This window comes from Streptomyces sp. NPDC013457 (assembly GCF_043089925.1).
In the GTDB taxonomy this organism is placed as follows: domain Bacteria; phylum Actinomycetota; class Actinomycetes; order Streptomycetales; family Streptomycetaceae; genus Streptomyces.
Genome location: NZ_JBICBL010000012.1, coordinates 228163 through 250736 on the forward strand (window position 1 = coordinate 228163; position 22574 = coordinate 250736).

Consider the following 22574-nt stretch of genomic DNA (forward strand, 5'->3'; position numbering starts at 1 on the left):
GTGTGGTGTCGTCGGCTGGTCCTGAGCAGCTTGCGGAGCTGCGGACTCTCGGTGACATCGTCGACTTCGTGGCGGGCCCGACCGGCGGCACGGCGACCGAGGGCACGGCCACCGAGGGCACGGCCGACGAGGCCACAGCGGCCGAGGCCGCGCCCGACGCGCCCCTCGCCTCCGAGGCCGTCTCGCCCATCGGCCGCGCGCACGCCGCCCTCGTCACCCTCCCCGCCGCCGACCCGCTGCTCGACGACTCCTCCGCCGACCGCGGCGCCCTCGTCGTCGACGACGGCTCGGACGTGGCCGCGCGGATCGTCGAGCGGCTGACCGCCACCGGCCGTCCGGTGCACGTCCTGCGGCTCCCCGGAGTCCCGGCGCGCCTGTCCGGTGTGCACGACCACGCCCTGACGGGCTGGGGCACCACCGAGCTGGCCTCCGGCGTCGAGACCGTCTTCACCTCCCGGATCGGCCTCGTCGTCGACGTGACCGCCCGCACCGACGGCGACTGGAACGACGGCGTACGGAGGCTGGCGCACTCCCTCCTGCTGGCACGGCACGTCGTCCGCCCGCTGACCGACATGGCCGCGCACGGCCGTGCCGCGTTCCTCGCCGTGACCCGGCTCGACGGGGCCTTCGGCCTCACCGGGGTCGCCGAGGAGGCCGCCCCCGCCGGCGGTGTCGCGGGGCTCGTCAAGACGCTGGCCCTGGAGGCGCCCGAGCTGTTCTGCCGGTCCGTGGACCTCGCCCCCGGCATCGACCCGGCCGCCGCGGCCGCCCTGGTGCTCGACGAGGCCGCCGACTCGGCCGTGGAGCCCGTACAGGTCGCCCACGACGGCACCCGCAGGGTCGGGCTCGCGGTGTCCGGCGAGCCGCTCACGGCCGCCGACGCCGACGCCGCGCCCCTCACCGCCGACGACCTGCTGGTCGTCACCGGCGGCGCCCGGGGCATCACGGCGGACTGCGTCGCCGAACTGGCCCGGCGCCACCGGCCGCGGCTCCTGCTCCTCGGCCGGACCCCGCTCGACGACGAACCCGCCTGGGCGCAGGGCCTGCCCGAGGAGAACCTGAAGGCGGCGGCCGCCGCGTCGCTCACCGCCGCGGGCGAGAAGCCGACGCCCCGACGCGTCGGCCAGCTCGCCGCCGCCGTCGCCGGCGCCCGGGAGATCCGCGCGACCCTCGACACGCTGCGGGCGGCCGGGAGCCGCGCCGAGTACCTGGCCGTCGACATCACGGACCAGGCCGCGACCGCGGCCGCCCTCGCCCCGTACAAGGACGAGGTCACGGGCGTGGTGCACGGGGCCGGAGTGCTCGCCGACCAGATGATCGCGCAGAAGAAGGCCTCCGAGATCGAGCGGGTCTTCGCCCCCAAGCTGACCGGACTGCGCTCCGTCATGGCGGTCCTGGCCGGTACCGACCTGCGCCACGTGGTGCTCTTCTCCTCGGTCGCCGGATTCTTCGGCAACCAGGGGCAGTCGGACTACGCGATGGCCAACGAGGTGCTCAACGCCTGGGCCTCCTCCCGCCGTCGTATGTTCCCGCGGACGCGGGTCACCTCGATCAACTGGGGTGCCTGGGACAGCGGCATGGTCTCCCCGCAGATCAGGAAGGTGTTCCAGGAGCGGGGCATCGCCCTGATCCCGGTCGCCGACGGCGCCCGGATGTTCGCCGACCAGTTCGCTCCCGAGCGGGCCGGCGACGTGGTGACCGTGCTCGGCCCGACGACCCCGCTCAGCTCCCGGGACCGCACCGGCGCGACCGCGGGCGGCACGGTGACCCGGGGTCTTGCGGACCTCGCCGGTTCCACGCTCGTCACCGACCACGTCATCGACGCGACGCCGGTCCTCCCCGCCGTCGTGGCGATGGGATGGGCGCTCGGCGCGGTCGAACACGCCGACGGGCGACGGGCCGTGCGGCTGCGCGACTTCGCCGTCCACCGCGGCATCGTCTTCGACGGCACCCAGCCCGCCGAGTGCCGGCTGGTCATGACGCCGGCCGGCGACGGCGGCGACGTCAAGGTCGCCGTCCAGTCGCTGGCCGACGGCGCCGTACGCCCGCACTACGCGGCCACGGTCGTCGCGGGCGCGCTCCCGCCCGCCGCGCCGGTGACGGGCCTTCCCGCGCCGGGCACCGGCACCGAGGCCGCCGGGCTCTACACCGACGGCACGCTCTTCCACGGGCCGGCCCTGCGCGGTCTGCGCCGGATCCTCGACGACTCCGAGTCCCGTCTGGTGCTGGAGTGCGAGGCCGTACGGACGGACACCGACAGCGGTTCGTCCGACTGGTTCGCGGCCGGCTCCGCGGACCTGCTGCTCCAGGCCGCGCTCGTCTGGGTGCGCCGGTTCCGTGGCACCGCCGGGCTGCCGCTCGCGGTGGGCGGGGTCGAACTGTACGGCCCGCTGACGGCCGGTGAGGTGTTCCTCGTCGTGGTGGAGCCGGTCGGCCAGGGCGGCCCCGACTCCCGGCTGGACATCACCGCCTGCACCTCCGACGGACAGGTCAGGGCCAGGTTCACGGCCGTCTCCGTCGTCTCGGCCCCGCAGTTGGCGGCCAAGTTCACGGGCTGACGGTATCCGCACCGGAAGCAGTGAGCGGGCGGCGGCTTGCCGCCGCCCGCCCCACAGGATCTCCCGCTTGGGAAGGAACCTCACCCAGTTATGAGCAGATACGCGATCGTCGGCATCTCCTGCCTGTTCCCCGGAGCGCGAACGCCCGAAGAGTTCCGGCAGAACCTCCGCGGTGGCACGGACAGCCGTCGGGAAGGAGGCGTGGAGGTCTTCGGGACCGAACCGGACGAGCGTGACCTCGACCCCCGGCACGGCATCGTGTCCCGCCGTGGCGGGTTCGTCACCGGCTTCGAGTTCGACCCCACCGGCTACCGGATCGACCCCGACCGTCTCGCCGGTCTGGACCGGCTCTTCCACTGGTCGCTGTACGCCGCCAGGGAGGCCCTGCGGGACTGCGGCGCCGACGACCGGCCCGAACTGCTCGCCAGGACCGGCCTGGTCATGGGCAACTACTCGTTCCCCACCACGACATCGGCGAAGGTGAGCGTCCCGCTGGCGCAGGAGGCCGTCCTCGCCGGACTGCGCCGCTCCGGCGCACCCGAACTCGACTCCCTGCCCGGGGCGGTCCCGCTGGTGGACCGCGCCGGGATCGTGCCCGAGAACCTCCGGGTCAGCGGCTCGCCCGCCGCCGTCGCCGCCGGGGCGCTCGGGCTCGGCGGCCCCCGTTACTGCCTGGACGCCGCCTGCTCCTCCGCCCTCTACGCGCTCAGCCTCGCCTGCGGTCATCTCGACTCCGGCCAGGCGGACCTGGTGCTCGCGGGGGCGGTGTGCGCGCCCGACCCGACGCTGATCCACCTGTCCTTCTCCGATCTGCACGCGTACCCGGAGAACGGCTTCAGCCAGCCCTTCGACGACCGCTCCGGCGGCATCGTCACCGGTCAGGGCGCGGGCATGGTCGCCGTCAAGCGGCTCGAGGACGCCGTACGCGACAACGACCGGGTGTACGCGGTCGTCGACGGCATCGGCCTCTCCAACGACGGTGCCGGACGCCACCCGCTGGTCCCCCGCAAGAGCGGACAGCTGGACGCCCTCGCGCGCGCGTACGCGGACGCCGGCGTGGACCCCGCGAGCGTCGACTACCTGGAGTGCCACGCCACCGGCACCCCCGTCGGGGACACCACGGAGGCGGAGTCGGTGGCCGAGTTCTTCGGCGCCCACGGTGACGTACCCCTGCTCGGGTCGGTGAAGGGCAACATCGGCCATCTGCTGACCGTCGGTGGTCTGAGCAGCCTCCTCAAGGTCGTCCTGGCCATGGAGGACGGCGTGATCCCGCCGACCATCGGGGTGGACCGGCCGGTCTCCTCGCCCGACGGGAAGGTCGGGGACGCGACGCTCGTCCGCACCGCCCGCCCCTGGCCGGACACTCCCGGGCCCCGCCGCGCCGCCGTCTCCGCCTTCGGCTTCGGCGGTACGAACGCGCACGTGGTGCTCTCGGAGGCCCGGACCGCCACGGACACGACCCCCGGCGCCGACCCCGCGCCCGTGTCCAAGACCGCGCCCGGCACCGCCACAGCGCCCGCCGCCGACACCACACCCGCCGCCGACAGCCCCGAGCAGCCCGCCGGACTGCCCGCGCTCGATGTCATCGGCCTCGGCGCGCACTTCGGCTCGCTCGACTCGATGGACGCCTTCGAACAGGCCGTGTACGAGGGCGCGCACGACCTGCGGCCGCTGCCCGAGCGGCGCTGGCGGGGCCTGGACCGTACCGACGGCGGAACGCTCGAGGCGGCCGGTCTCACCGGCCCGCCGCTCGGAGCGTTCGTCGACGGCGTCGAGGTCGACCCCGCCGACCTGCGCGTCCCACCCGCCGACCTGCGGATCTACAACCCGCAGCACGCGCTGATGACCAGGGTCGCCGACGAGGCGCTGCGCGACGCCGGCTACCGGCTCGACCCCGACAGCCGCGACACCCCCGAGGCCCGCCGCATCGCGGTCGTCGTCGTCACCGAGATCGAGCCGTACTCGCACGCCCGGCTGAGCCGGTACGGGCTCGGGACCTTCCTGCGCGGCGAACTCGACAAGGCCGGGGTGAAGCTGACACAGGAGCAGCGGGCCGCCCTCAACGAAGTCGCCCGGGACGCCGTCGTCGACCCCATCGGGGCCAACGAGGTGCTCAGCTACATCGGCAACGTGATGGCCGGCCGCATCTCCTCCCGCTGGAACCTCACCGGTCCCTCCTTCACGCTCTCCGCGGAGGGCGCCGGAACCGCCGAGGCGCTGGACGTCGCCCGGCTGCTGCTGCTCGACCCGGACCTGGAAGCCGTACTGATCGGCGGCGTCGACCTGGCGGGGGCCGCGGAGAACCTGCTGGTCCAGCCCGCTCCCGGCACCGAGCCGGGCCTCACCTTCAACGAGGGCTCCCGCGGCCGCCGTACCGGCGAGGGCGCCGGAGCCCTGGTCCTCACCCGCCCGGACGCCGCCCCCGGCCGCGTGCACGCCCGGATCGACGCGGTGGCCGTGCGCTACGCCGGGGCCGACGCCGGCTCCCTCACCTCCGTCTCCGGCCCCGCCCTCGCCGAGGCCGCGCGGGCGGCGCTCGACGCCGCCGGGATCGACGCCTCCGCCGTGGACTACCTGGAGGCGCACGCGGGCGGTACGGAGGCGGCCGACCGGACCGAGATCGCCGCCCTCGCCGAGGTGTACCCGGCGGGCGGCGCCACCGTTCTCGGCAGCGTCAAGGCGCAGATCGGCGACGCCGGCTGCGCGGCCGGGATCGCCGCCCTGATCAAGACGGTCGTCTGCCTCCGGCACGCCTACCTGCCCGGCACGCGGGGCTGGCGCCGCCCGGCCGACGACCTCGCCGAGGCCTTCGCCGCCTCCGGCTTCCAGGTGTCCGAGACCTCCTTCCCCTGGCTCCGGGAGCGCCCGGACGGCCGCCGTCACGCGAGCGTCAGCATGCTCGGCGCGAGCGGCTCGCACGCCCATCTGGTGCTCTCCTCCGTGCCGTCCGCCGACCGGCCCCGCCCCACGGCCGACTGGGCGCGGGCCCGTGGCCCGCTCCTGCTGCCGCTCGCCGCCGACACCGTCGACGCCCTGGTCGCCGAGGTCCGCCGGCACGGCGCGCTGCTCGCGGACGGAGCCGATCCGTCCGCGCTCGCGCGCGAGGCGGCCCGCGGCCTCGACGGGGCGCGGCTGCGCGTCGTCCTCGTCGGCCGGGACCGGGAGGCTCTGGTCCGTCAGACGGAGCTGGCCGCACGGGACCTGTCCGCGGCGCACGCGGCCGGAACGGACTGGAACACCCCCGCGGGATCGTTCTTCACCCCGCGCCCGATCGGGCCCGAGGGGCGCGTGGCGCTGGTGTACCCCGGGGCGTTCAACACCTACCCGGGCCTCGGCAGGGGCCTGTTCAGGACCTTCCCCGGCCTGCTCGACAGCTACGAGCGGCAGGCCGCCGAGCCCGCCCGCATGCTGCGCTCGGCCCAGCTCTACCCCCGTGGGGCCGAGGCCCCGGACCGGCGCGCGATGATGCGGCTGGAGGAACGTCTCGCCGACGACATCCCGTTCATGCTCGCCACCGGGACCAGCTTCGCGATCCTCTACACCGAGCTGATCCGCGAGATCCTCGGCATCACCGCGCACGGCGGCTTCGGCTACTGCCTCGGCGAGGCGAGCATGCTCTTCGCCACCGGGGGCTGGGACCCCGGCAGCCGCTCCGACGCGCTGATCACCGGGAGCCCGGTCTTCCAGGACCGGCTGTGCGGGCCCCGGCGTACCGTCCGCGAGCTGTGGAAGCTGCCCCCGGAGACGCCCGACGGGGACGTGTGGTCCACGCATGTGCTGCTCTCGCCCGCCGAGCCGGTCATCGACGCGCTCACGCGCTACGACCGGGTCCACATCACCCACATCAACACGCCGAACGAGCTGGTGATCGGCGGAGACCCGGCGCAGTGCCGGGCGCTCATCCGCGAACTGGGCTGCCCCGCCGCCCGGTCGCCCGCCAACGTGGTGATGCACTGCCCGGTCGTGGACAGCGAGTTCGACGGCCTGGCCCGGCTGAACGACTATCCGACCGGCTCCTTCGGCGCCCTCGAACTCCTCAGCGCGTACGACTACGGGGTGCTGCCCGCCGAGCGGCTCGCCGACTCCCCGCAGCGCATCGCGCAGACCCTGCGCTCCACGATCGACTTCCCGCGCCTGGTGCGGGGGGCGTACGACCGCGGATACCGCTACTTCATCGAGGCGGGACCGGGCGCCACCTGTACCCGCTGGATCCGCGACACGCTGGGGGACGCGCCGCACGTGGCGGCCGCCGTCGACCGCCGGGGAGCGACCCCCGCCACCAGCCTCGCGCACCTGGCGGCCCGGCTCGTCGGACACGGTCTGCCGGTCGACCTCACGGTCCTGTGGGGCGAGGAACCGGCCGTGGCACGCGGTGCGGCCGCGCCGCGTGCCCGCCGTCTTCCGCCCGTGCGCGTCGGCGGCGGTGAGCCGATCCCGGACCGCGTCGCCCGCGAGGCCGCCAGGACTCTTTCCGCCGTGCGGTCCCGCCCGGCCGCCATCGACCCGCCCGCCCCGCCGGAGGTGCCCGCCGTCATGTCCGCCGCCCTGCCTGCCGCCATGCCCGCCGACCCCATGCTGGAGTCGCCGGAGGCCATCACGTTCGACGGCGGCCCGGTCACCGCCGTGACGTGGGCGGGCGCCGCTCCCGCGACGCCGATACCGGCCGGCGTCGCCGTCCCGGTGCACGCTCCGGCGCAGGCCCCCGCGCCCGCCCCGGCCGCTGCCGCCGCTCCGACGGCGCCCGCGCCGGTGCCCACGGCCTCCGCCGGCACGCCCGCCGCCGATCTGGTGCGGGACCTGCGCCGGGAGATCGTCGCCGCGCACGGCGTCGTGATGGAGACCCACCGGGTCCTGCAGGCGGCGACGCTCGACCGTACCGCCGCCCTCCTGGACACGCCCGCTCCCGCCGCCGCGCCGCTTCCGGCACCCCCCGCGCCGGTGTCCCCCGCCCTGCCCGCCGTCCCGGCGCCCGCGCCGCTCGAGCCCGCACCCCTCCCACCCGCGCCGCTCCCGGCGGCCCCCGTGGGCGCCGCAGCGCCCGCGCCGGTGCCGGTCGCGCCCGCGGTGCCCGTCACTCCGGCCCCGGCCCCGGTCCCGGCTTCCGGGGCACGTGACCGCGGCGGTGTCGTCTTCGACGAGGCGGACCTGCTGGAGTTCGCGACCGGTTCGGTGGCGAAGGCCTTCGGGCGCCCGGAGTTCGCCGAGATCGACGCCTTCCGGGCCCGCGTGCGGCTGCCCGCGCCGCCGTACCACTTCGTCACCCGCGTCACCGCGCTCGACGCGCGCCCCGGGGTCCTCGAACCGGCGCGTATCACGACCGAGTACGACGTCCCCGAGGACGCCTGGTACGCCGTCGACGGCGGTGTGCCGCCGGCGGTGACCGTCGAGGCCGGCCAGTGCGACCTGCTGCTCGTCAGCTTCCTCGGCATCGACTTCCGCAACAAGGGCGACCGCGTCTACCGGCTGCTCGACAGCTCGCTCATCTTCCACGGGGGCCTGCCCCGCACCGGACAGACGCTCCGTTACGACATCTCCATCGACCGCTTCGTCCACCAGGGCGACACCACGGTCTTCTTCTTCAGCTACCTCTGCTATGCCGACGGCGAGCTCATCCTCGAACTCAAGGACGGCTGCGCCGGCTTCTTCAGCAAGGCCGAACTCGACACCCCGCTCGGCATCGTCATGACCGACGCGGAGCGGGCCCGCCGTGCCGCGCTGCCCCGGGCCACCTTCAAGCCGCTGGCCCGCGCCCGCAAGGACCGGCTCGACGCCGCCGACCTGGAGCTCCTCGCCCAGGGCCGCCCCGGGGACGTCTTCGGCCCCGACCACGCCCAGGACCCGGGCCTCAACCCGGCGCTGCGCCTCCCCGACTCCATGCTCCGCATGATCGACGAGGTCACTGTCGACCGCACCGGCGGACCGCGCGGCCTCGGGAAGATCGGCGCCGTCAAGCACCTGGAGCCGGACGCCTGGTACTTCACCTGCCACTTCCCGGACGACCCGGTGCTCGCCGGATCGCTGATCGCGGAGGGCGCCGTCCAGCTCCTCCAGGTCTACCTCCTGCACCAGGGCATGCACCTGACGCTGCCCGACGCCCGGTTCCAGACCGTCACCGACCGCCAGATCGACGTCAAGGTGCGCGGCCAGGTCACCCCGCGCGACCGCGAGATCCGCTACGAGCTGGAGATCACCGAGCTGACCCTGCTGCCCCGGCCCACCGTGGTGGCGGACGTCCTGGTGTACCTGGGCGACAAGCCGGTCGTCCGGATGGAGAACCTCGGTCTGCAGATCGTGGAGAAGCCGGGCACGCCCTACCGCCCCGAGACCGGCGGCGTGCCGGCCTTCCTCGGCCGCCGCAACCGCTCCGGCGAACCAGCCATGATCAACGAACTGCACCTGGCGCACGCCGCCCAGGGGCTCCTCGACATGGCGATGGGCCCCGAGTTCGAGATCTACCGGGAGAGCCGCGCCCCGTACATCCCGAACGGCGACTTCCAGTTCGTCGACCGGGTCATGTCCCTGACCGGCACCCGCGGCGACCTGAGCCCCGGCTCCGAGATGGTCACGGAGTACGACTCCCCGGACGACGCCTGGTACTACCGGGAGAACTCCTCGCCGTACATGCCGAACTGCGTCTACATGGAGTCCTCCCTCCAGGCCGCGATCTTCCTCGGCTACTACCTGGGCGCGACCCTCACCCGTCCCGAGGAGCAGTACCGCATCCGCAACCTCGACGGCCGGGCCACCCTCGTCCGCGACGTCGACCTGCGCGGCAAGACGGTCCGCCACCACTCCAGGCTGCTGAGCACCAGCGTCGTCTCCGGGGCCGTGCTGCAGAACTTCAGCTACGAACTGAGCGCGGACGGAGAGGTCTTCTACACCGGCGAGTCGCTCTTCGGCTACTTCAGCGACGCGGCCCTCGCCAACCAGGTGGGCCTCGACAGCGGTACCTACCGCGAGCCCTGGATCGCGACCGAGCGGCCCGCGGCCGAGCGGGTGCGCAGGATCGAACTCCCCGACGACGCACCGGCGTTCACCGACCCCACGGGCGGGGCGCTGCGCCTGCCGGCCGGCCGCTTCCACCTCGTGGACCGCGTCGACCTCGTCGAGGACGGCGGACGTCACGGCGCCGGCTACCTCCACGGCCACCGGAGCATCCGCCCCGACGAGTGGTACTTCGACCGGCACTTCCACCGCGACCCCGTCATGCCGGGCTCGCTCGGAGTCGAGGCCGTCCTCCAGGCGATGCGCCTCTTCGTGCAGGAGCGGAACCTCGCCGACGGCATGACCCGGCCCCGCTTCGCCATGGCGACCGGTGTCGAGATGGCGTGGAAGTACCGCGGCCAGATCCTGCGCGAGGACGACGAGCTCTTCTTCGACGTGCACATCAAGGAGGTGCGCAGGGAGGCCGACCGGCTGCTCGTGATCGCCGACGCCGACCTCTGGAAGACGCGCCTGCGCATCTACGAACTCACCGACGTGGCTATCGAAGTCCGTCCGGAAACGGACTGACCGCATGGACAGCCGAGGAGCCGAATTGTCCACGAGCACCGCACCACACACCCTCCGCTGGTACGGGGAGGGGTATCCGAGCCCCGATCCCGCGGGCATCCACCAGGCGCTCAGCCAGCTGGAGCAGCCCTGCTACGTCGTGTCGGGACCGCAGGGCATCGGCGCCGTCGCCGGGGGGACCGCGGTCGCCAGCGGCGAAGGCCCCGCCGTGCTCGCCGCCGTCCCCGCCCTGTCGCCGCAGCGACTCGGCTCGGCGGAGTTCCGCGCCGCGCACGGGGTGCGGCACGCCTACATGGCCGGGGCGATGGCCGGCGGCATCGCCTCCGTCGAACTGGTCGTCGCACTGGCCCGGCAGGGCTTCCTGGCCTCCTTCGGGGCCGCGGGCCTGCTGCCCGACGCCATCGCGAAGGCGCTGTCCCGGTTCCGCGAGGAGATCCCAGGCCTCCCGTACGCCGTGAACCTGATCCACAGCCCCAGCGAGCAGCGCCTGGAGCGCGACGCCGTCCAGCTCTTCCTGGACCACGGGGTGCGCTGCGTGGAGGCGTCCGCCTACATGGACCTGACCCCGCACCTGGTCCGCTACCGGCTGGCCGGACTGCGGACCGACGCGTCGGGGCGCGTGGTGGCGGAGAACCGGATCATCGCCAAGATCTCCCGCGGCGAGACCGCCGAGCGCTTCATGCGCCCGGCGCCCGCCGCCCTCGTGGAGAGCCTCGTCGCCGACGGACTCGTCACCGCCGAGCAGGCCCGCCTCGCCCATCTCGTGCCGCTCGCCGACGACATCACGGCGGAGGCCGACTCAGGCGGCCACACGGACCGGCGGCCGCTCCCGGCCCTCCTCCCCGTCATCCTGCGCATCCGCGACTCCATCCAGCGGGAGTACCGCTACGCCCGGCCCATCAGGGTCGGCGCCGCGGGCGGGCTCGGCACCCCGGTGGCCGTCGCCGGAGCCTTCGCCATGGGCGCCGCCTATGTCGTCACCGGCTCCGTCAACCAGTCGTGCGTGGAGTCCGGCACGTCCAAGGCGGCCCGCGAGGTCCTCGCCCAGGCCGACATCGCCGACTGCGTGATGGCCCCGGCCGCCGACATGTTCGAGATGGGGGTGGAGCTCCAGGTACTGCGCCGCGGCTCGATGTTCCCGATGCGCGCCGGGCAGCTGTACCGGCTCTACCAGACGTACGACGGGATCGAGGCGCTGCCGGAGGTGGAGCGCCGCCGTCTGGAGACGCAGACCTTCCAGCGGCCGCTGGAGGACGTCTGGCAGGAGTGCGTCGAGTACTTCAGCCGTCGCGACCCCGACCAGCTGAGCCGGGCCGCCGACAACCCCAGGCGCCGGATGGCCCTGGTCTTCCGGTGGTACCTCGGCATGTCCTCGCGCTGGGCCGTCTCGGGCCAGACCGAACGCAGCGCCGACTTCCAGATCTGGTGCGGCCCCGCGATGGGCAGCTTCAACTCCTGGGTGTCCGGCAGTTATCTGAACACTCCGGGGAACAGGACGGTCGCCGACGTGGCCCATCACCTCATGCGCGGCGCCGCGTACCACACACGGACCGCCCAGCTGCGGGCGGCGGGGCTGACCCTGCCGTCCACCGCCGAGTACGTGCCCGTGCCCCTGGACACGGTGGGCCTGACGGGGGTGGCCTCATGAGCGGCCTGACGCCCGAGGCGGTCGAGGAGCTCCTCGGCGACCCCACGGACCCCGAGAACCCGTACGGGTTCGCCGCGGCCGTGGCCAGGGACGAGGAGGACGCCGCCCCCGACGACCTCTGCCGCAAGCTGGTCTCGGCCGGCTTCCACCTGAACTACCTGCCCGAGGCCTGGGGCGGCGAGTTCCGTTCCTTCGACCGGAGCCTCACCCTGGTGCGCGCCGCGGCCCGCCGCGACGTGAACATCATGCCGGGCACGATGTTCGGCATCATCGCGGCCACCTGCCTCCAGCTGCACGGCAACGAGGAGCAGCGGAGCCGGGCGGCGGAGATCCTGACCGGCGGCGGCACGGTGGCGTTCGCGCTCACCGAGGCCGGGCACGGCAGCGACATCCTCGCCAACGAGGTCCGCCTCGCACCGGACGGGACCCTGCACGGCGAGAAGTGGATGGTCGGCAACGGCCTGGGCTGCGACGCCGTCTACGTGGTCGCCCGCACCGGCGAGCGGGGACCGGGCGCCTTCACCGCGTTCCTCCTCGACCTGGACCCCGAGCGGGGCGGCGAGGGCGCCGGCCTGGAGCGGCTCCCGGCCGCCCGGACCAACGGCATGCGCGGCATCGACACCGCACGGCTCCGCTTCACCGGCCTCCCCGTCCCGGAGAGCGCCCGGGTCGGCCGGACCGGCGAGGGCCTGGAGATGGCCGTCCGCGCCCAGCAGGCGGTCCGCGTCATGAGCATGGCGGGCAGCCTCGGCTGCGTGGACACCGCGGTGCGCCTCACGCTCGATTTCGCCGCCGGCCACCGGGTCGCCGGCACCCCGGTCCTGCGTACCCCGTACGCCCGCAGGGAGCTCGCGGCCACCTCGGCCGCGCTGATCGCCGCCGACGCGACGGCCCTGGCCGCCGCCCGGGGTGTGCATGCCGTCCCCGGCGCGTTCAGCGTGTGGGCGCTCGCCGCCAAGCACGTGGTGGCCGAGACCGCCGACGCTCTGCTGCGCCGCTGCGCCCGGCTCCTCGCCACCCGTTCCGTCCTGCGCGAGGGCCCGCCCGGGGCCGGCCTGTTCCAGAAGCTGCAGCGGGACAGCGCCGTGATCCGCGTCATCGACTCCGGCCCGATGGCCAACCTCCGTTCTTACGCAGGGCAGTTGCCCGGTCTCCTTGACGGGACCCGGACCGCTCCGGCCGGGCTACTCGACGGTTCCTTCCGGCTGGACGAGGAGCCCGCGCCGTACGACCCGGCCGGTCTCGACCTCGTCGTCCGCGGCGCCGATCCGGTCCTCGCCGAACTTGCCGCCTCAGTACGGGAGTTCACGAGCTCTCCGGAGACGGCGGCCGACCCGTTCACCAGGGCCTGCGTCGCCCGGCTCGCCGAGGCCGTGGACGGGCTGCCGGCCCTGGCCGCGGCGGCCCGCGTGCGCGGCGCCGACCCGAACGCCCTGGTGGACCTCGCCGAGCGCCACGCCTGGCTGCACGGCGCGGCGGCCTGCCTCCACCTGTGGCGCGACAACCGGCACCTCTCGCTCTACGGGACCCCGCCGGGCTCCACCGGCTGGCTCGGCGCGGCCCTCGCCCATCTGCTCGCCCAGGCCGACGGCGCGGGTGTCCTGCGCCATGCCGAGGGCCTGTACCCCGCCCTGGACGCCGTCGAGGCGTTGTGGGAGGGGAACCGGATGCTGACCGCCCTGCCCGTCCGACTCGCCCCCACCACCGCACACCCGACACCGATGGAGGACGACTGATGTCCCAGGCCGAGTTGATCGAGCTCGCCGAGCGGCTCGAAACCTATCTGGGCGACCCGCACGACCCGGCGAGCCGGATGTCCTTCGCCACCGTGCTCGACCACGACGAGCGCGACGCCTTCCCGTACGCCCTGATCGGCATGTTGCGCCGCTGGGGCTTCCTCGACTACGGCCTGCCGGCCGAGCAGGGCGGCAAGGCGGGCAGCCCCGAGACCGGGTTCGTCCTCATGCGGCTCATCGCCCGCCGTGACGGCGCGACGGCCATCGCCGCCGGGCTCTCCCAGGCGGCCTTCGCGCCGGTGTGGATCGGCGGCACCGACGAGCAGAAGCGCCGCCAGATCGAGGACATCCACAACGGTGTCTCGCTCGCCTGGGGACTCTCCGAGGCCGCCCACGGGAGCGACCTCCTCGGCAACGAGGTCGTCGCCGAGAAGGTGCCGGGCGGTTACCGGCTCACCGGCGAGAAGTGGCCCATCGGCAACGCCACCTTCGCGGACCGGATGGTGGTCTTCGCCCGCACCGGCCCCCGCCGGGGCCCCGGCGACTTCTCCATCCTCGTCGTCGACAAGTGGACCGCCGAGCCCGAGACCGTCCGCGAGATGCCCCTGGTCAAGCTCCACGGCGTCCGCCCCCTGGACCTCAGCGGCCTGCGCTTCGACGGTGTCTTCGTCCCCGACGACCTCCTCATCGGCGCCGAGGGCCAGGGCCTGGAGATCGCGCTCAAGACCAGCCAGACCGCCCGTCTCGTCATCCTCAGCCTCGCCCTGTCCGCCGTGGACACCTCGCTGCGCACGGCCCTGGAGTTCGCCCAGGGGCGGGTGCTCTTCGACCGCCCGATCGTCGAGGTCCCGTACACCGGCACCCAGCTCGCGGAGTCCTTCGCCGACCTCATGGCGGCCGACGCCATGTGCATCGGCGCCGTCCGCAGCGTCCAGGCCTCCCCGAACCAGGTCAGCGTCTGGTCCTCCGCGGCCAAGTACCTGGTGCCCACCCTCCTCGAGGGAGCCCTCTCCCGGCTCAACGTGGTGCTCGGCGCCCGGGTGTTCCTCCGCGAGGACCCCCGCTACGGGATGCACCAGAAGATGCTCCGCGACATCCTCGTCACCAACATGGCCGACGGGAACACCGTGGTGAACCTGCGCAACATCGGCCACGAGCTGGACTCGCTCCTGAAGAAGGCGCGCACCGCGACCCCGGAGGAGCGGGAGGAGGCCGCCGGCCGGGCCGCCGTGCTCTTCGACATGGACGCCGAACTCCCGCACTACCGGCCGTGGGAGCAGGAACTGTCCAGCCGGGGCCGCGACGACGCGATCCTGGCGTCGGCCGACGGCCTGGAGCGGCTGCGCGCCCTCGCGGACGACGCCGCCGACAAGGACAAGGACCGGCTGCTGCTCGCCGCCGACATCGCCGGGGAACTCCTCGGCAGGCTCGGCCCGCTGGAGGAGCGCGCCGCCGCACTGCGACGGGAGCTCGGCCGCGGATACGCCCAGTCGGCCGAACTCTTCGAGCTGGCCAAGGAGTACTGCGTCGTCCACGCGGCGAGCGCCTGTGTGCTGACGTACGTCCACTCGCAGAGCTGCCTGGCCGACCCTCTTCCGAGCCCCGCGGTACTCCTCCTCCAACTGGAGCGGCTGCGCAAGCAGTTCCACCCGTTCGAGCCCTACCGCGACCCGACCGCCGCCGACGAGGTCCTCGCCGTCCTCACCCGGCTGCACGCCGAGAACCGGCTCCTGTCGCACTGGCCGATCACCCTGGCCGGAGCGGCGGACCAGGCGACGCACGCGGAGTCCACGGAAGGTACGGAGGGGAGCCCCGCGTGAACCAAGGCCCGGACGGGCCCGTTCGTGAGGACGGGCCCGTGACGGACCTGTGGACGCTCTCCGAGCGGCTCGTTCCGGAGCTCGCGGAGCGGGCAGGCGGCGAGACGGCGGCCCTGACCCCGGACGAGCGCGCCCGCCACGCGCGGCAGCGCTCGGCCGGGGCGCGCCGCCGCTTCCTGGGCGGCCGGCTGCTCTGCCGGCTCGCGCTCAGCGCCCGCACCGGACTCCCGCCGGGGAGCTGGCGCTTCACCGAGGGCGTCCACGGGCGCCCGGAGCTCGTCCCCGGCCGGCACGACCTGCGCTTCAACGTGTCCCACACCGACGGCCTGATCGCCTGTGTCGTCACCGAGGGGTACGCGTCCGGCGTGGACGTGGAGCGGGTTCCGTTCGACGACGAGACGGTCCGGCTGCTCACCACCCAGTTCGACGAGGCGCAGCGGGCGGTGCTCGCCGGGGCGCCGGACCCGGCCGTGGCCCTGCAGGAGATGTGGGTCCTCAGCGAGGCCTACCTCAAGGGGCTCGGCATCGGTCTCGTGCAGGGCCTGGGGGAGCTGCGGTTCACCCGGCGCGCGGGTTCGGCCGAGGTGACCGTCGCCGACGGCCGCCGCCCCGAGACGTGCGGCCGCTGGCGGCTCGATCTGACCGGCCACGGCTCCGGCCATCTCCTTGCCGTGGCGGTCGACGACGGGGGAGCGGGCCGGCTGCGCCGCCACGACCTCGCCGTACCCGGCGACCTCCTCCGCCCCGACGTGCCGCCCGGCCCGTGGCCCGCCGCCGACGACCGCGCCGCGCCCGCTTCCCCCTGACTCCCGCGCCCGTCCCCCGCCCTGTCCCGCCCCGCCCTCATCCGTACCGCTCTCACCGTGATCTGGAAGGACCCACCATGCCCGAGAACGACTCCCCGCGCGTCGCCGTCATCGGCGCCGGCCCCGCCGGGATCTCCGCCGCCTACCGACTGCGCGACCGCGCCCGGATCACCGTCTTCGAGCGCGAGCCCCGGCCCGGCGGCCACGCCAACACGGTGGAGGTCGAGGAGGACGGCCGTGTCATCGGCCTCGACACGGCGTTCATCGTCTTCAACCCGCGCTTCTACCCGCGCCTGTGCGCCTTCTTCGGCGAGCTGGGCGTGGAGGCCGTCCCCCACCCGGGCGGCTTCGAGTTCTTCGACCTCGACAGCGGACTGGAGTACGGCACCGAGGAGATGGAGCTGGACGAGGCCGCGATCGAGGCGCGTTACGGCGCCTCGTACCCGGAGTTCCCCGAGGTCTGGCGGGAGGTGCGGCGCTTCCACGCGGAGAGCCGCCGGGACTTCTCACGCGGCCGCGCCGACATGTCGCTGGGCGAGTACCTGGACCGCAACGGCTACAGCACCGCGTTCCGTCACTCGTACCTGATCATGCTCTGCTCCGCGGTCTGGTCGGTCCCGGCCGAGCTGATCTGGGAGATGCCGGCGGCCACCGTCATCGCCTTCTTCGTCGGGCACGACGAGGGAGGGCTCGGCGGCCGACGGGTCGACTGGCGGACCGTGGGCGGCGGTTCCATCTCCTACGTCCGCAAGGCGCTGGCCGCGATCGGCCCCGACCTGCGCGTCTCCGAGCCGGCGGTCAGGGTGCGGCAGGAGGAGGACGGTGTCGTCGTCACCACGGCGAACGGCAGCGCCACGTTCGACTACGTGGTACTCGCCACCCACGCGGACGAGGCCTTCGCGCTCCTGGAGAACCCGACCGAGGCGCAGCGCGCGGCCGTCGAGGGCGTGCGCTACAGCTCCTCGCGCGTGGTGCTGCACCGGGACGCCTCGCTGATGCCCGGCGACCACGAGCGCTGGGGGGCCTGGAACTACGGCAAGAAGACGGTCGACGGGGAGACCCGCTGCTTCGTCACGTACTACCTCAACCGGCTGCAGGACTTCACCGCGAGCCAGGACTACTTCGTCACCCTCGACCCGCCGCGTCCGCCTGCCGAGGAGCTCGTCATCGCCTCGTTCGACTACACCCACCCGGTGATCGACGTGGCGCTGCGCGAGCGGCAGTCCGTCATCCACGCGGCGAACGAGGGCACGCGCGTGAAGCTGTGCGGGTCGTACTTCCACTCCAAGGAACTGGGCCCCGACCTGATCGGCTCGCACGAGGCGGCGTTCTCGGCCGGGGCGGAGGCGGCGGCCAGGATCCTGGACGAACTGTCCTGACGGCCCGTCGGGTCAGTCGCCCGCCGGCTGGCCCTTCGGCTTTCCCTTCGGGGCGCTCCGCGGCCTGCCGCCCCGCGTCCCCCGCGTCTTCTGTCCCTCCGGCGTCTCCTCGTCCTCCTCCGGCTGTCCGCTGAACAGGTGGGCGGACTTGTCCTCCTGGGCGAGCCGGCGGAGGGCGAGGAGCGCCGGTTCCAGGAGAACCGACACCAGCACGGCACGCTCCGCCTGCTCCAGCAGGCCGGACGTGCCGTGCATCTGTTTGATGTCCAACTCGGACGTCCTGTCGGCCAGTTCGGCGTACGGCAGCAGGGTCTCCCAGTCGATGTCGGAGCCGAGGCCGCTCAGGGCGTCCAGCACGTCGCCGAGCGTGTGGATCGCGGCCGTGTGGTTCGCGACGTCCCACCCCATCGCGGAGACGAGTCTGCGCGCGTCCACGACCCCTTCGGTCTCCCGCTCCGCCGCCTCGGCCTCCTGCTCCTGCTTCTTCTTGAGGGCGGCCGGGCGCGCCTCGGTCACGATGCCGAAGATCTGGTGCAGGTCGCCCTCCTCCGTGATGGCGCCCAGGATCTCGCGCACCGAGTTGACCGGCAGCTTTCGCACTCCGATCAGGACGCGGATCAGCCGGAGCCGGTGGAGGTGGTCCTCGCCGTAGGACGCCTGATTGGCCGCAGTGGCGCGTCCGGGGGGAAGCAGTCCGTCGCGCAGGTAGTACTTGATCGCGGGGATGGAGACCCCGCTGCGGCGGCTGAGTTCCGAAATCTTCATCTTGCTCCCACTCACTGGATAACGGATGGCGCTACTGTCTATTATTGTAGTCGTTGGCCTCTTCAGGAAGGTGGGCGCCGTCATGCCGACTCTCGGCTGGATCACCCCGAACCCTGCTCCGCCCCGCACGAACACGTACGTCATGGCTTCCCGCTTCGAAGTGAAGACCCTGGCCGATGTCCCGACGTTTCTCCTCAAGTCGCTGAGCTCCTGGAGCCAGGTCAAGACCGCTCGCGGGGCGTACGGTGCCTCGCTGATCGCGCAGCCCCTCAAGCGGACGTTCTGGACGCTGTCCGCCTGGGAGGACCGCGACGCCCTGTACGCCTACGCGAAGTCGGACCCGCACGGTGCGGCGATGCGTGCCATGGCGCCGAAGATGAAGTCGTCGACCTTCATCTTCTGGGAGGCGGACACCGCGACGCTGCCGATCGACTGGGCCGACGCCAAGCGCCGCCTGGCCGAGAAGGCGCGCCAGGACGCCGCCCGCGGCGGCGGTGGCCACCGGGCCTGACGGCCGGGTCGCCGCCCCCCTTGTCCGGCCGGGGGCTCACCACCCCCGGAGCCCCCGGCCCTCCCTCCCCCCACCCCGAGCCGCGCTCCGCCGGGACGCTGTTCGTCCCCCGTCGGTGCTCCCGGCGGAGCGCGCACCACTCTCTTCGTTCGACCCCCTTGTGTGTTCGATCCCGGCGCACGCCGGATGGAGGCAATTGTCATGAGCACAATCAGAAGCGGCGGGGGTGGCGGGACGGCCCCGCGTCTCGCCCCCGACTCACGGCAGGGCCGTTTCCCCCTCTGGGTGACGATCCTCGCGTGCAGCCTGCCCATGTTCATGGTGGCGCTGGACAACCTGGTCGTCTCCACGGCCCTGCGCTCCATGGCCGTGGATCTTCAGGCCTCCACCACGGACCTGCAGTGGTTCGTCAACGCGTACGTGCTCAGCTTCGCCTGTCTGCTGCTGACCGGCGCCGCGCTGGGGGACCGGTTCGGCCGGCGCCGCGTCTTCGTCCTCGGCATCGCCGTCTTCACCCTCTCGTCCATCGCCTGCGGCCTCGCCGACAGCAGTGGCCAGCTCATCGCGGCGCGCGCGCTCCAGGGTCTCGGAGCCGCGGCCGTCATGCCGCTCTCCCTCACGCTCCTCGCGGAGGAGGTGCCCGACCGGAAGCGGAATCTCGCCCTCGGTCTGTGGTCGGCCGTCAGCGGCATGGCCGTGGCCCTCGGCCCGGTCGTCGGCGGCGCGGTCGTGGACGGTCTGGACTGGCAGTGGATCTTCTGGATCAACGTCCCGGTCTGTCTCGTCGCCATTCCGCTGATCTTCGTCGTCCTCGGCGAGAGCTCCGTGCCCGCGTCCCGGCTCGACCTGCCCGGCATGCTCCTCGTGACGGCCGGACTCGTCTCCGTCGTCTGGGCGATCGTCAACGGCGAGTCGGAGGGCTGGAGTTCCGGCGTCATCATCGCGGCCTTCGCGGCCGGCGCCGTCCTGCTGGTCCTCTTCGTCCTCTGGGAGCGACGCGCACGGCAGCCCCTGCTGCCGCTGTCCTTCTACCGCAAGCGGGCCTTCGTCTTCTCCAACCTGGTCTCCGCGAGCATGTACTTCGGCGTTTTCGGGTCAATCTTCCTGCTGGCCCAGTTCTTCCAGATGGCGCCCGTACGGACCCCGCTGGAAGCCGGTGTGCTCACCCTGGCCTGGACCCTGATGCCGATGTTCGTGGCTCCGGTGGCCGGTGCGCTGACCGACCGTCTCGGCGGCGGCAGGCTGATGGCGGCGGGCCTCCTCCTGCAGGGCATCGGCCTCGCCTGGATCGACCTGGTGGCCACCTCGGACACCCCGTACTCCCGCATGGTGGGCGCCATGATCGTCGCCGGATTCGGCATGGGCCTCGTCTTCGCGCCGACCGCCGCGGTGGTCCTGGCCTCGGTCGGACCGCAGAACCGCGGCAAGGCGTCGGGCGCCAACAACACCGTCCGCGAGATCGGCGGCGCCCTCGGCACCGCCATCCTCAGCAGTGTCTTCGTCCACTACGGAAGCGACCGCACCGCCGAGGAGTTCGTCGACGGGATGCGCCCCGCGATCTGGATCGGCGTCGCCGTCGTCCTCGTCGGAGCGCTCTGCGCCCTGGCCATTCCACGGCACGTCGCCACCGCCGCCGGTGAGGAGGAGGACCCCGTCGCCGAACGCGAGCGCACCTCGGTAACTCCCTGAAATTTCAGCCGCCGTTCCCTCCGGGAACGGCGGTTCGGTGCTGAAATCCCCCTGCGGGATCTGTGGCCGTGTCGATGAGGCAGAGGAAAGAGGACCTGTGATGGAAATGTGGGCGGAACACCGCGACAGAGCCGCACGGCACGGCTTCATCCAGGTCATGGCACTGCTGGGAGCGAGCTTCGTCGCGCTGGAAGTGATCGTCTACAACGCCGTCGGAGGCCGGGCCGGATTAGGCCACTCGGGCCTGGTCCTCCTCCTGGTCGTCGCGCAACTGGCCCTCCAGGGCTGTGTCATCGCCGCGCGACCGGTCGAGCCCGGCGCCGGCCCGTCCCGCGGGGCGCTCCTCGCCCTCACCGCACAGCTCGCCGTCGTGCTGCTCGCCACCGAACTCGTCCACGAGGCCTGCGGCATCCTGGCCGGCACGCTCTCGGGATCGCTGCCGCTCATCCTGCGGGCCCGCTACGCGTGGCCGCTCTTCGGCCTCGTCATCACCCTGGTGTCGATGCTCTGCGCCAGGGACGCGGCATCGCTCTCCCAGGCACTGCCGCACCTGCTGCTCATGGCCGGGGCCATCGTCGTCGTCGGCCTCATGTCCTACACCCTCACCCAGGCCGTCCTCCTCATCCACCGTACCCGCTGCTCGCGCCACAGCATCGCCAAGGCCGTCGTCGAGAGCGAGCAGAACCGCCTCGCACGCGACCTGCACGACCTCCTCGGACACACCTTCTCGGCCGTCGCCATGCGTGCCGAGCTGGTCAACCGGAGCTTCAAGGTCTCCCCGGAACGGGCCGCCACCGAGGCGGAGGAGCTGGTACGCACCTCCCGGCAGGCCATGGCCGAGTTCCGGATGGCGGTACGCGGGTACCAGGGCGTGTCCCTGGCCGCCGAGGTGCCGACGGCCGCGGCACTGCTGCGCGCCATGAACATCGGGGTCACCCTCCGCATCGACGCGCTGCCCGAGGGGGAGGACGTCTCCCTCGCCCTCGCCGCCGTCCTGCGCGAATCCGTCACCAACGTGCTGCGCCACAGCAAGGCGACGCACTGCACCATCGCCCTGACGGGCGGGCTCAAGACCGTACGCCTGGAAGTCTCCAACGACGGGGCCGCCGCGTCCGCCTCACGGCTCTGCGGCGGCGCGCCGGGCCACGGCGGCGCCGGGCTCGGCAACCTCGGCCAGCGGGTGAGCGAGCTCGGTGGCTCCTTCCACACGGAGATGCGGCCCGGCGGAGTCTTCCGTGTGGTCGCGGAGATTCCGTCCCGGGCGGTCGACGCCCCGCCGCGCTCCGGCGACGGCGCGCCGGTTGTTCACGCCCCTGCCATCCGGGGTTCCGACATCCGCCGATGGGCCGCGCGCATCGCGGTTCCCGCCGCCGCCGGAAAGTGATCCCGCGCGGCCCACCGCACCGACCCACGGTGTTCACGCCATGACGCACACGAATGTGCGAAACTCGCCCCCTGGCATGGCCGGGTCGGGGACATCGCGGGGGTGTGTGCGTGATACGTGTGCTCTTGGCAGAGGACGTACAGATGGTGCGAGAGGCCTTGGCCTCTCTCCTCGAACTGGAGGAAGACGTTCAGGTCGTCGGAGAGGTGGGGAACGGAGAGGACCTCCTCGCCGTCGCCGAGAAGACCCAGCCCGACATCGCGATCCTGGACGTCAACATGCCCGGCCTGGACGGGCTCACCGGAGCGGAGCGGTTGCGCGAGCAGCTCTCCGGATGCCGGATCCTCGTCCTCACCGTCCTCGACGCGCCGAACGTCGTACGCCGCGCGCAGGACATCCGTGTGGACGGATACATGGTCAAGAACGCACCTGCCGAGCAGCTCGTCCACGCCGTCCGACGGGTCATGGCCGGCGAACGGGTGATCACCCCGGAGCTCGCCCTCGCCGCCTGGGAGGGCGAACCGAGCCCCCTGACGGCCCGCGAGGCCGATGTGCTCCGGCTGGTCGCCGCCGGTGCGGAATCGGCCGAGATCGCCGAGCTGCTCCACCTGTCGCCCGGCACCGTCCGCAACTACCTCACGGCCGTTGTCGCCAAGCTGGACGCGCGTAACCGCACCGACGCCGTGCGGATCGCCCGCGACGCCGGGTGGCTCCTCAACAGCTGAAAACCGACGCCCCGAGAGCGCCCGCCACACCGGAGAAACGG

The 22574-nt window shown here is 73.2% G+C and carries 12 protein-coding genes; 11 read left to right on the plus strand and 1 reads right to left on the minus strand.

The window, feature by feature from the left end; translation table 11 throughout:
* From ACF1G2_RS29675 to ACF1G2_RS29705, 7 genes are all read left to right on the plus strand, one after another.
* The coding region (locus ACF1G2_RS29675) for an SDR family NAD(P)-dependent oxidoreductase (protein ID WP_391801242.1) at window positions 1–2558 on the plus strand (2558 nt) is incomplete at its 5' end.
* A gap of 90 nt (window positions 2559–2648) precedes the next feature.
* Complete coding sequence (locus ACF1G2_RS29680; protein WP_391801243.1) at window positions 2649–10070, plus strand: beta-ketoacyl synthase N-terminal-like domain-containing protein; 7422 nt, start codon at window positions 2649–2651, stop codon at window positions 10068–10070.
* A 25-nt stretch (window positions 10071–10095) separates the two neighbouring features.
* Complete coding sequence (locus ACF1G2_RS29685; protein WP_391801244.1) at window positions 10096–11718, plus strand: PfaD family polyunsaturated fatty acid/polyketide biosynthesis protein; 1623 nt, start codon at window positions 10096–10098, stop codon at window positions 11716–11718.
* The gene (locus tag ACF1G2_RS29690; RefSeq protein WP_391801245.1) at window positions 11715–13454 is read left to right on the plus strand and encodes an acyl-CoA dehydrogenase family protein; all 1740 of its coding nucleotides are present in this window, start codon (window positions 11715–11717) and stop codon (window positions 13452–13454) included. Before ACF1G2_RS29685 ends, ACF1G2_RS29690 begins: the two co-directional genes overlap by 4 nt.
* A complete protein-coding gene (locus ACF1G2_RS29695) occupies window positions 13454–15274 on the plus strand; it encodes an acyl-CoA dehydrogenase family protein (protein WP_391801246.1) in 1821 nt (606 codons plus the stop codon). Before ACF1G2_RS29690 ends, ACF1G2_RS29695 begins: the two co-directional genes overlap by 1 nt.
* Window positions 15275–15312: 38 nt before the next feature.
* Window positions 15313–16080 (plus strand): 4'-phosphopantetheinyl transferase family protein, encoded by a 768-nt coding sequence (locus ACF1G2_RS29700; protein ID WP_391801247.1) that lies wholly within the window; start codon window positions 15313–15315, stop codon window positions 16078–16080.
* 77 nt (window positions 16081–16157) lie between these two features.
* Window positions 16158–17459 carry an NAD(P)/FAD-dependent oxidoreductase gene (locus ACF1G2_RS29705; RefSeq protein ID WP_391801248.1) on the plus strand — a complete coding sequence of 434 codons (1302 nt, stop codon included), beginning with the start codon at window positions 16158–16160 and terminating at the stop codon, window positions 17457–17459.
* A 12-nt stretch (window positions 17460–17471) separates the two neighbouring features.
* On the opposite strand, the gene ACF1G2_RS29710 is transcribed toward ACF1G2_RS29705, so the two are convergent.
* Complete coding sequence (locus tag ACF1G2_RS29710; RefSeq protein WP_391801249.1) at window positions 17472–18224, minus strand: MerR family transcriptional regulator; 753 nt, start codon at window positions 18222–18224, stop codon at window positions 17472–17474.
* Between the two features lie 82 nt (window positions 18225–18306).
* On the opposite strand from ACF1G2_RS29710, the gene ACF1G2_RS29715 reads away from it, so the two are divergent.
* The 4 genes from ACF1G2_RS29715 to ACF1G2_RS29730 all read left to right on the plus strand — a co-directional run bounded on the left by ACF1G2_RS29715 (window position 18307) and on the right by ACF1G2_RS29730 (window position 22533).
* On the plus strand, window positions 18307–18735 hold the full coding sequence (locus tag ACF1G2_RS29715; RefSeq protein WP_391801250.1) for a DUF3291 domain-containing protein: 429 nt from the start codon (window positions 18307–18309) through the stop codon (window positions 18733–18735).
* 201 nt (window positions 18736–18936) lie between these two features.
* A complete protein-coding gene (locus ACF1G2_RS29720) occupies window positions 18937–20424 on the plus strand; it encodes an MFS transporter (RefSeq protein ID WP_391801251.1) in 1488 nt (495 codons plus the stop codon).
* A gap of 100 nt (window positions 20425–20524) precedes the next feature.
* On the plus strand, window positions 20525–21808 hold the full coding sequence (locus ACF1G2_RS29725) for a sensor histidine kinase (RefSeq protein WP_391801252.1): 1284 nt from the start codon (window positions 20525–20527) through the stop codon (window positions 21806–21808).
* 53 nt (window positions 21809–21861) lie between these two features.
* The gene (locus ACF1G2_RS29730; protein ID WP_391801253.1) at window positions 21862–22533 is read left to right on the plus strand and encodes a response regulator; all 672 of its coding nucleotides are present in this window, start codon (window positions 21862–21864) and stop codon (window positions 22531–22533) included.
* Window positions 22534–22574: the final 41 nt, after the last annotated feature.

Excerpts from the sequence above, each read along its gene's own strand:
- ACF1G2_RS29715 (WP_391801250.1), top strand. The coding sequence starts at position 18,307 with ATGCCGACTCTCGGCTGGATCACCCCGAACCCTGCTCCGCCCCGCACG.
- ACF1G2_RS29710 (WP_391801249.1), bottom strand. The coding sequence starts at position 18,224 with ATGAAGATTTCGGAACTCAGCCGCCGCAGCGGGGTCTCCATCCCCGCG.
- ACF1G2_RS29730 (WP_391801253.1), top strand. The coding sequence starts at position 21,862 with ATGTGCGAAACTCGCCCCCTGGCATGGCCGGGTCGGGGACATCGCGGG.
- ACF1G2_RS29690 (WP_391801245.1), top strand. The coding sequence starts at position 11,715 with ATGAGCGGCCTGACGCCCGAGGCGGTCGAGGAGCTCCTCGGCGACCCC.
- ACF1G2_RS29720 (WP_391801251.1), top strand. The coding sequence starts at position 18,937 with ATGAGCACAATCAGAAGCGGCGGGGGTGGCGGGACGGCCCCGCGTCTC.
- ACF1G2_RS29695 (WP_391801246.1), top strand. The coding sequence starts at position 13,454 with ATGTCCCAGGCCGAGTTGATCGAGCTCGCCGAGCGGCTCGAAACCTAT.
- ACF1G2_RS29680 (WP_391801243.1), top strand. The coding sequence starts at position 2,649 with ATGAGCAGATACGCGATCGTCGGCATCTCCTGCCTGTTCCCCGGAGCG.
- ACF1G2_RS29725 (WP_391801252.1), top strand. The coding sequence starts at position 20,525 with ATGGAAATGTGGGCGGAACACCGCGACAGAGCCGCACGGCACGGCTTC.
- ACF1G2_RS29705 (WP_391801248.1), top strand. The coding sequence starts at position 16,158 with ATGCCCGAGAACGACTCCCCGCGCGTCGCCGTCATCGGCGCCGGCCCC.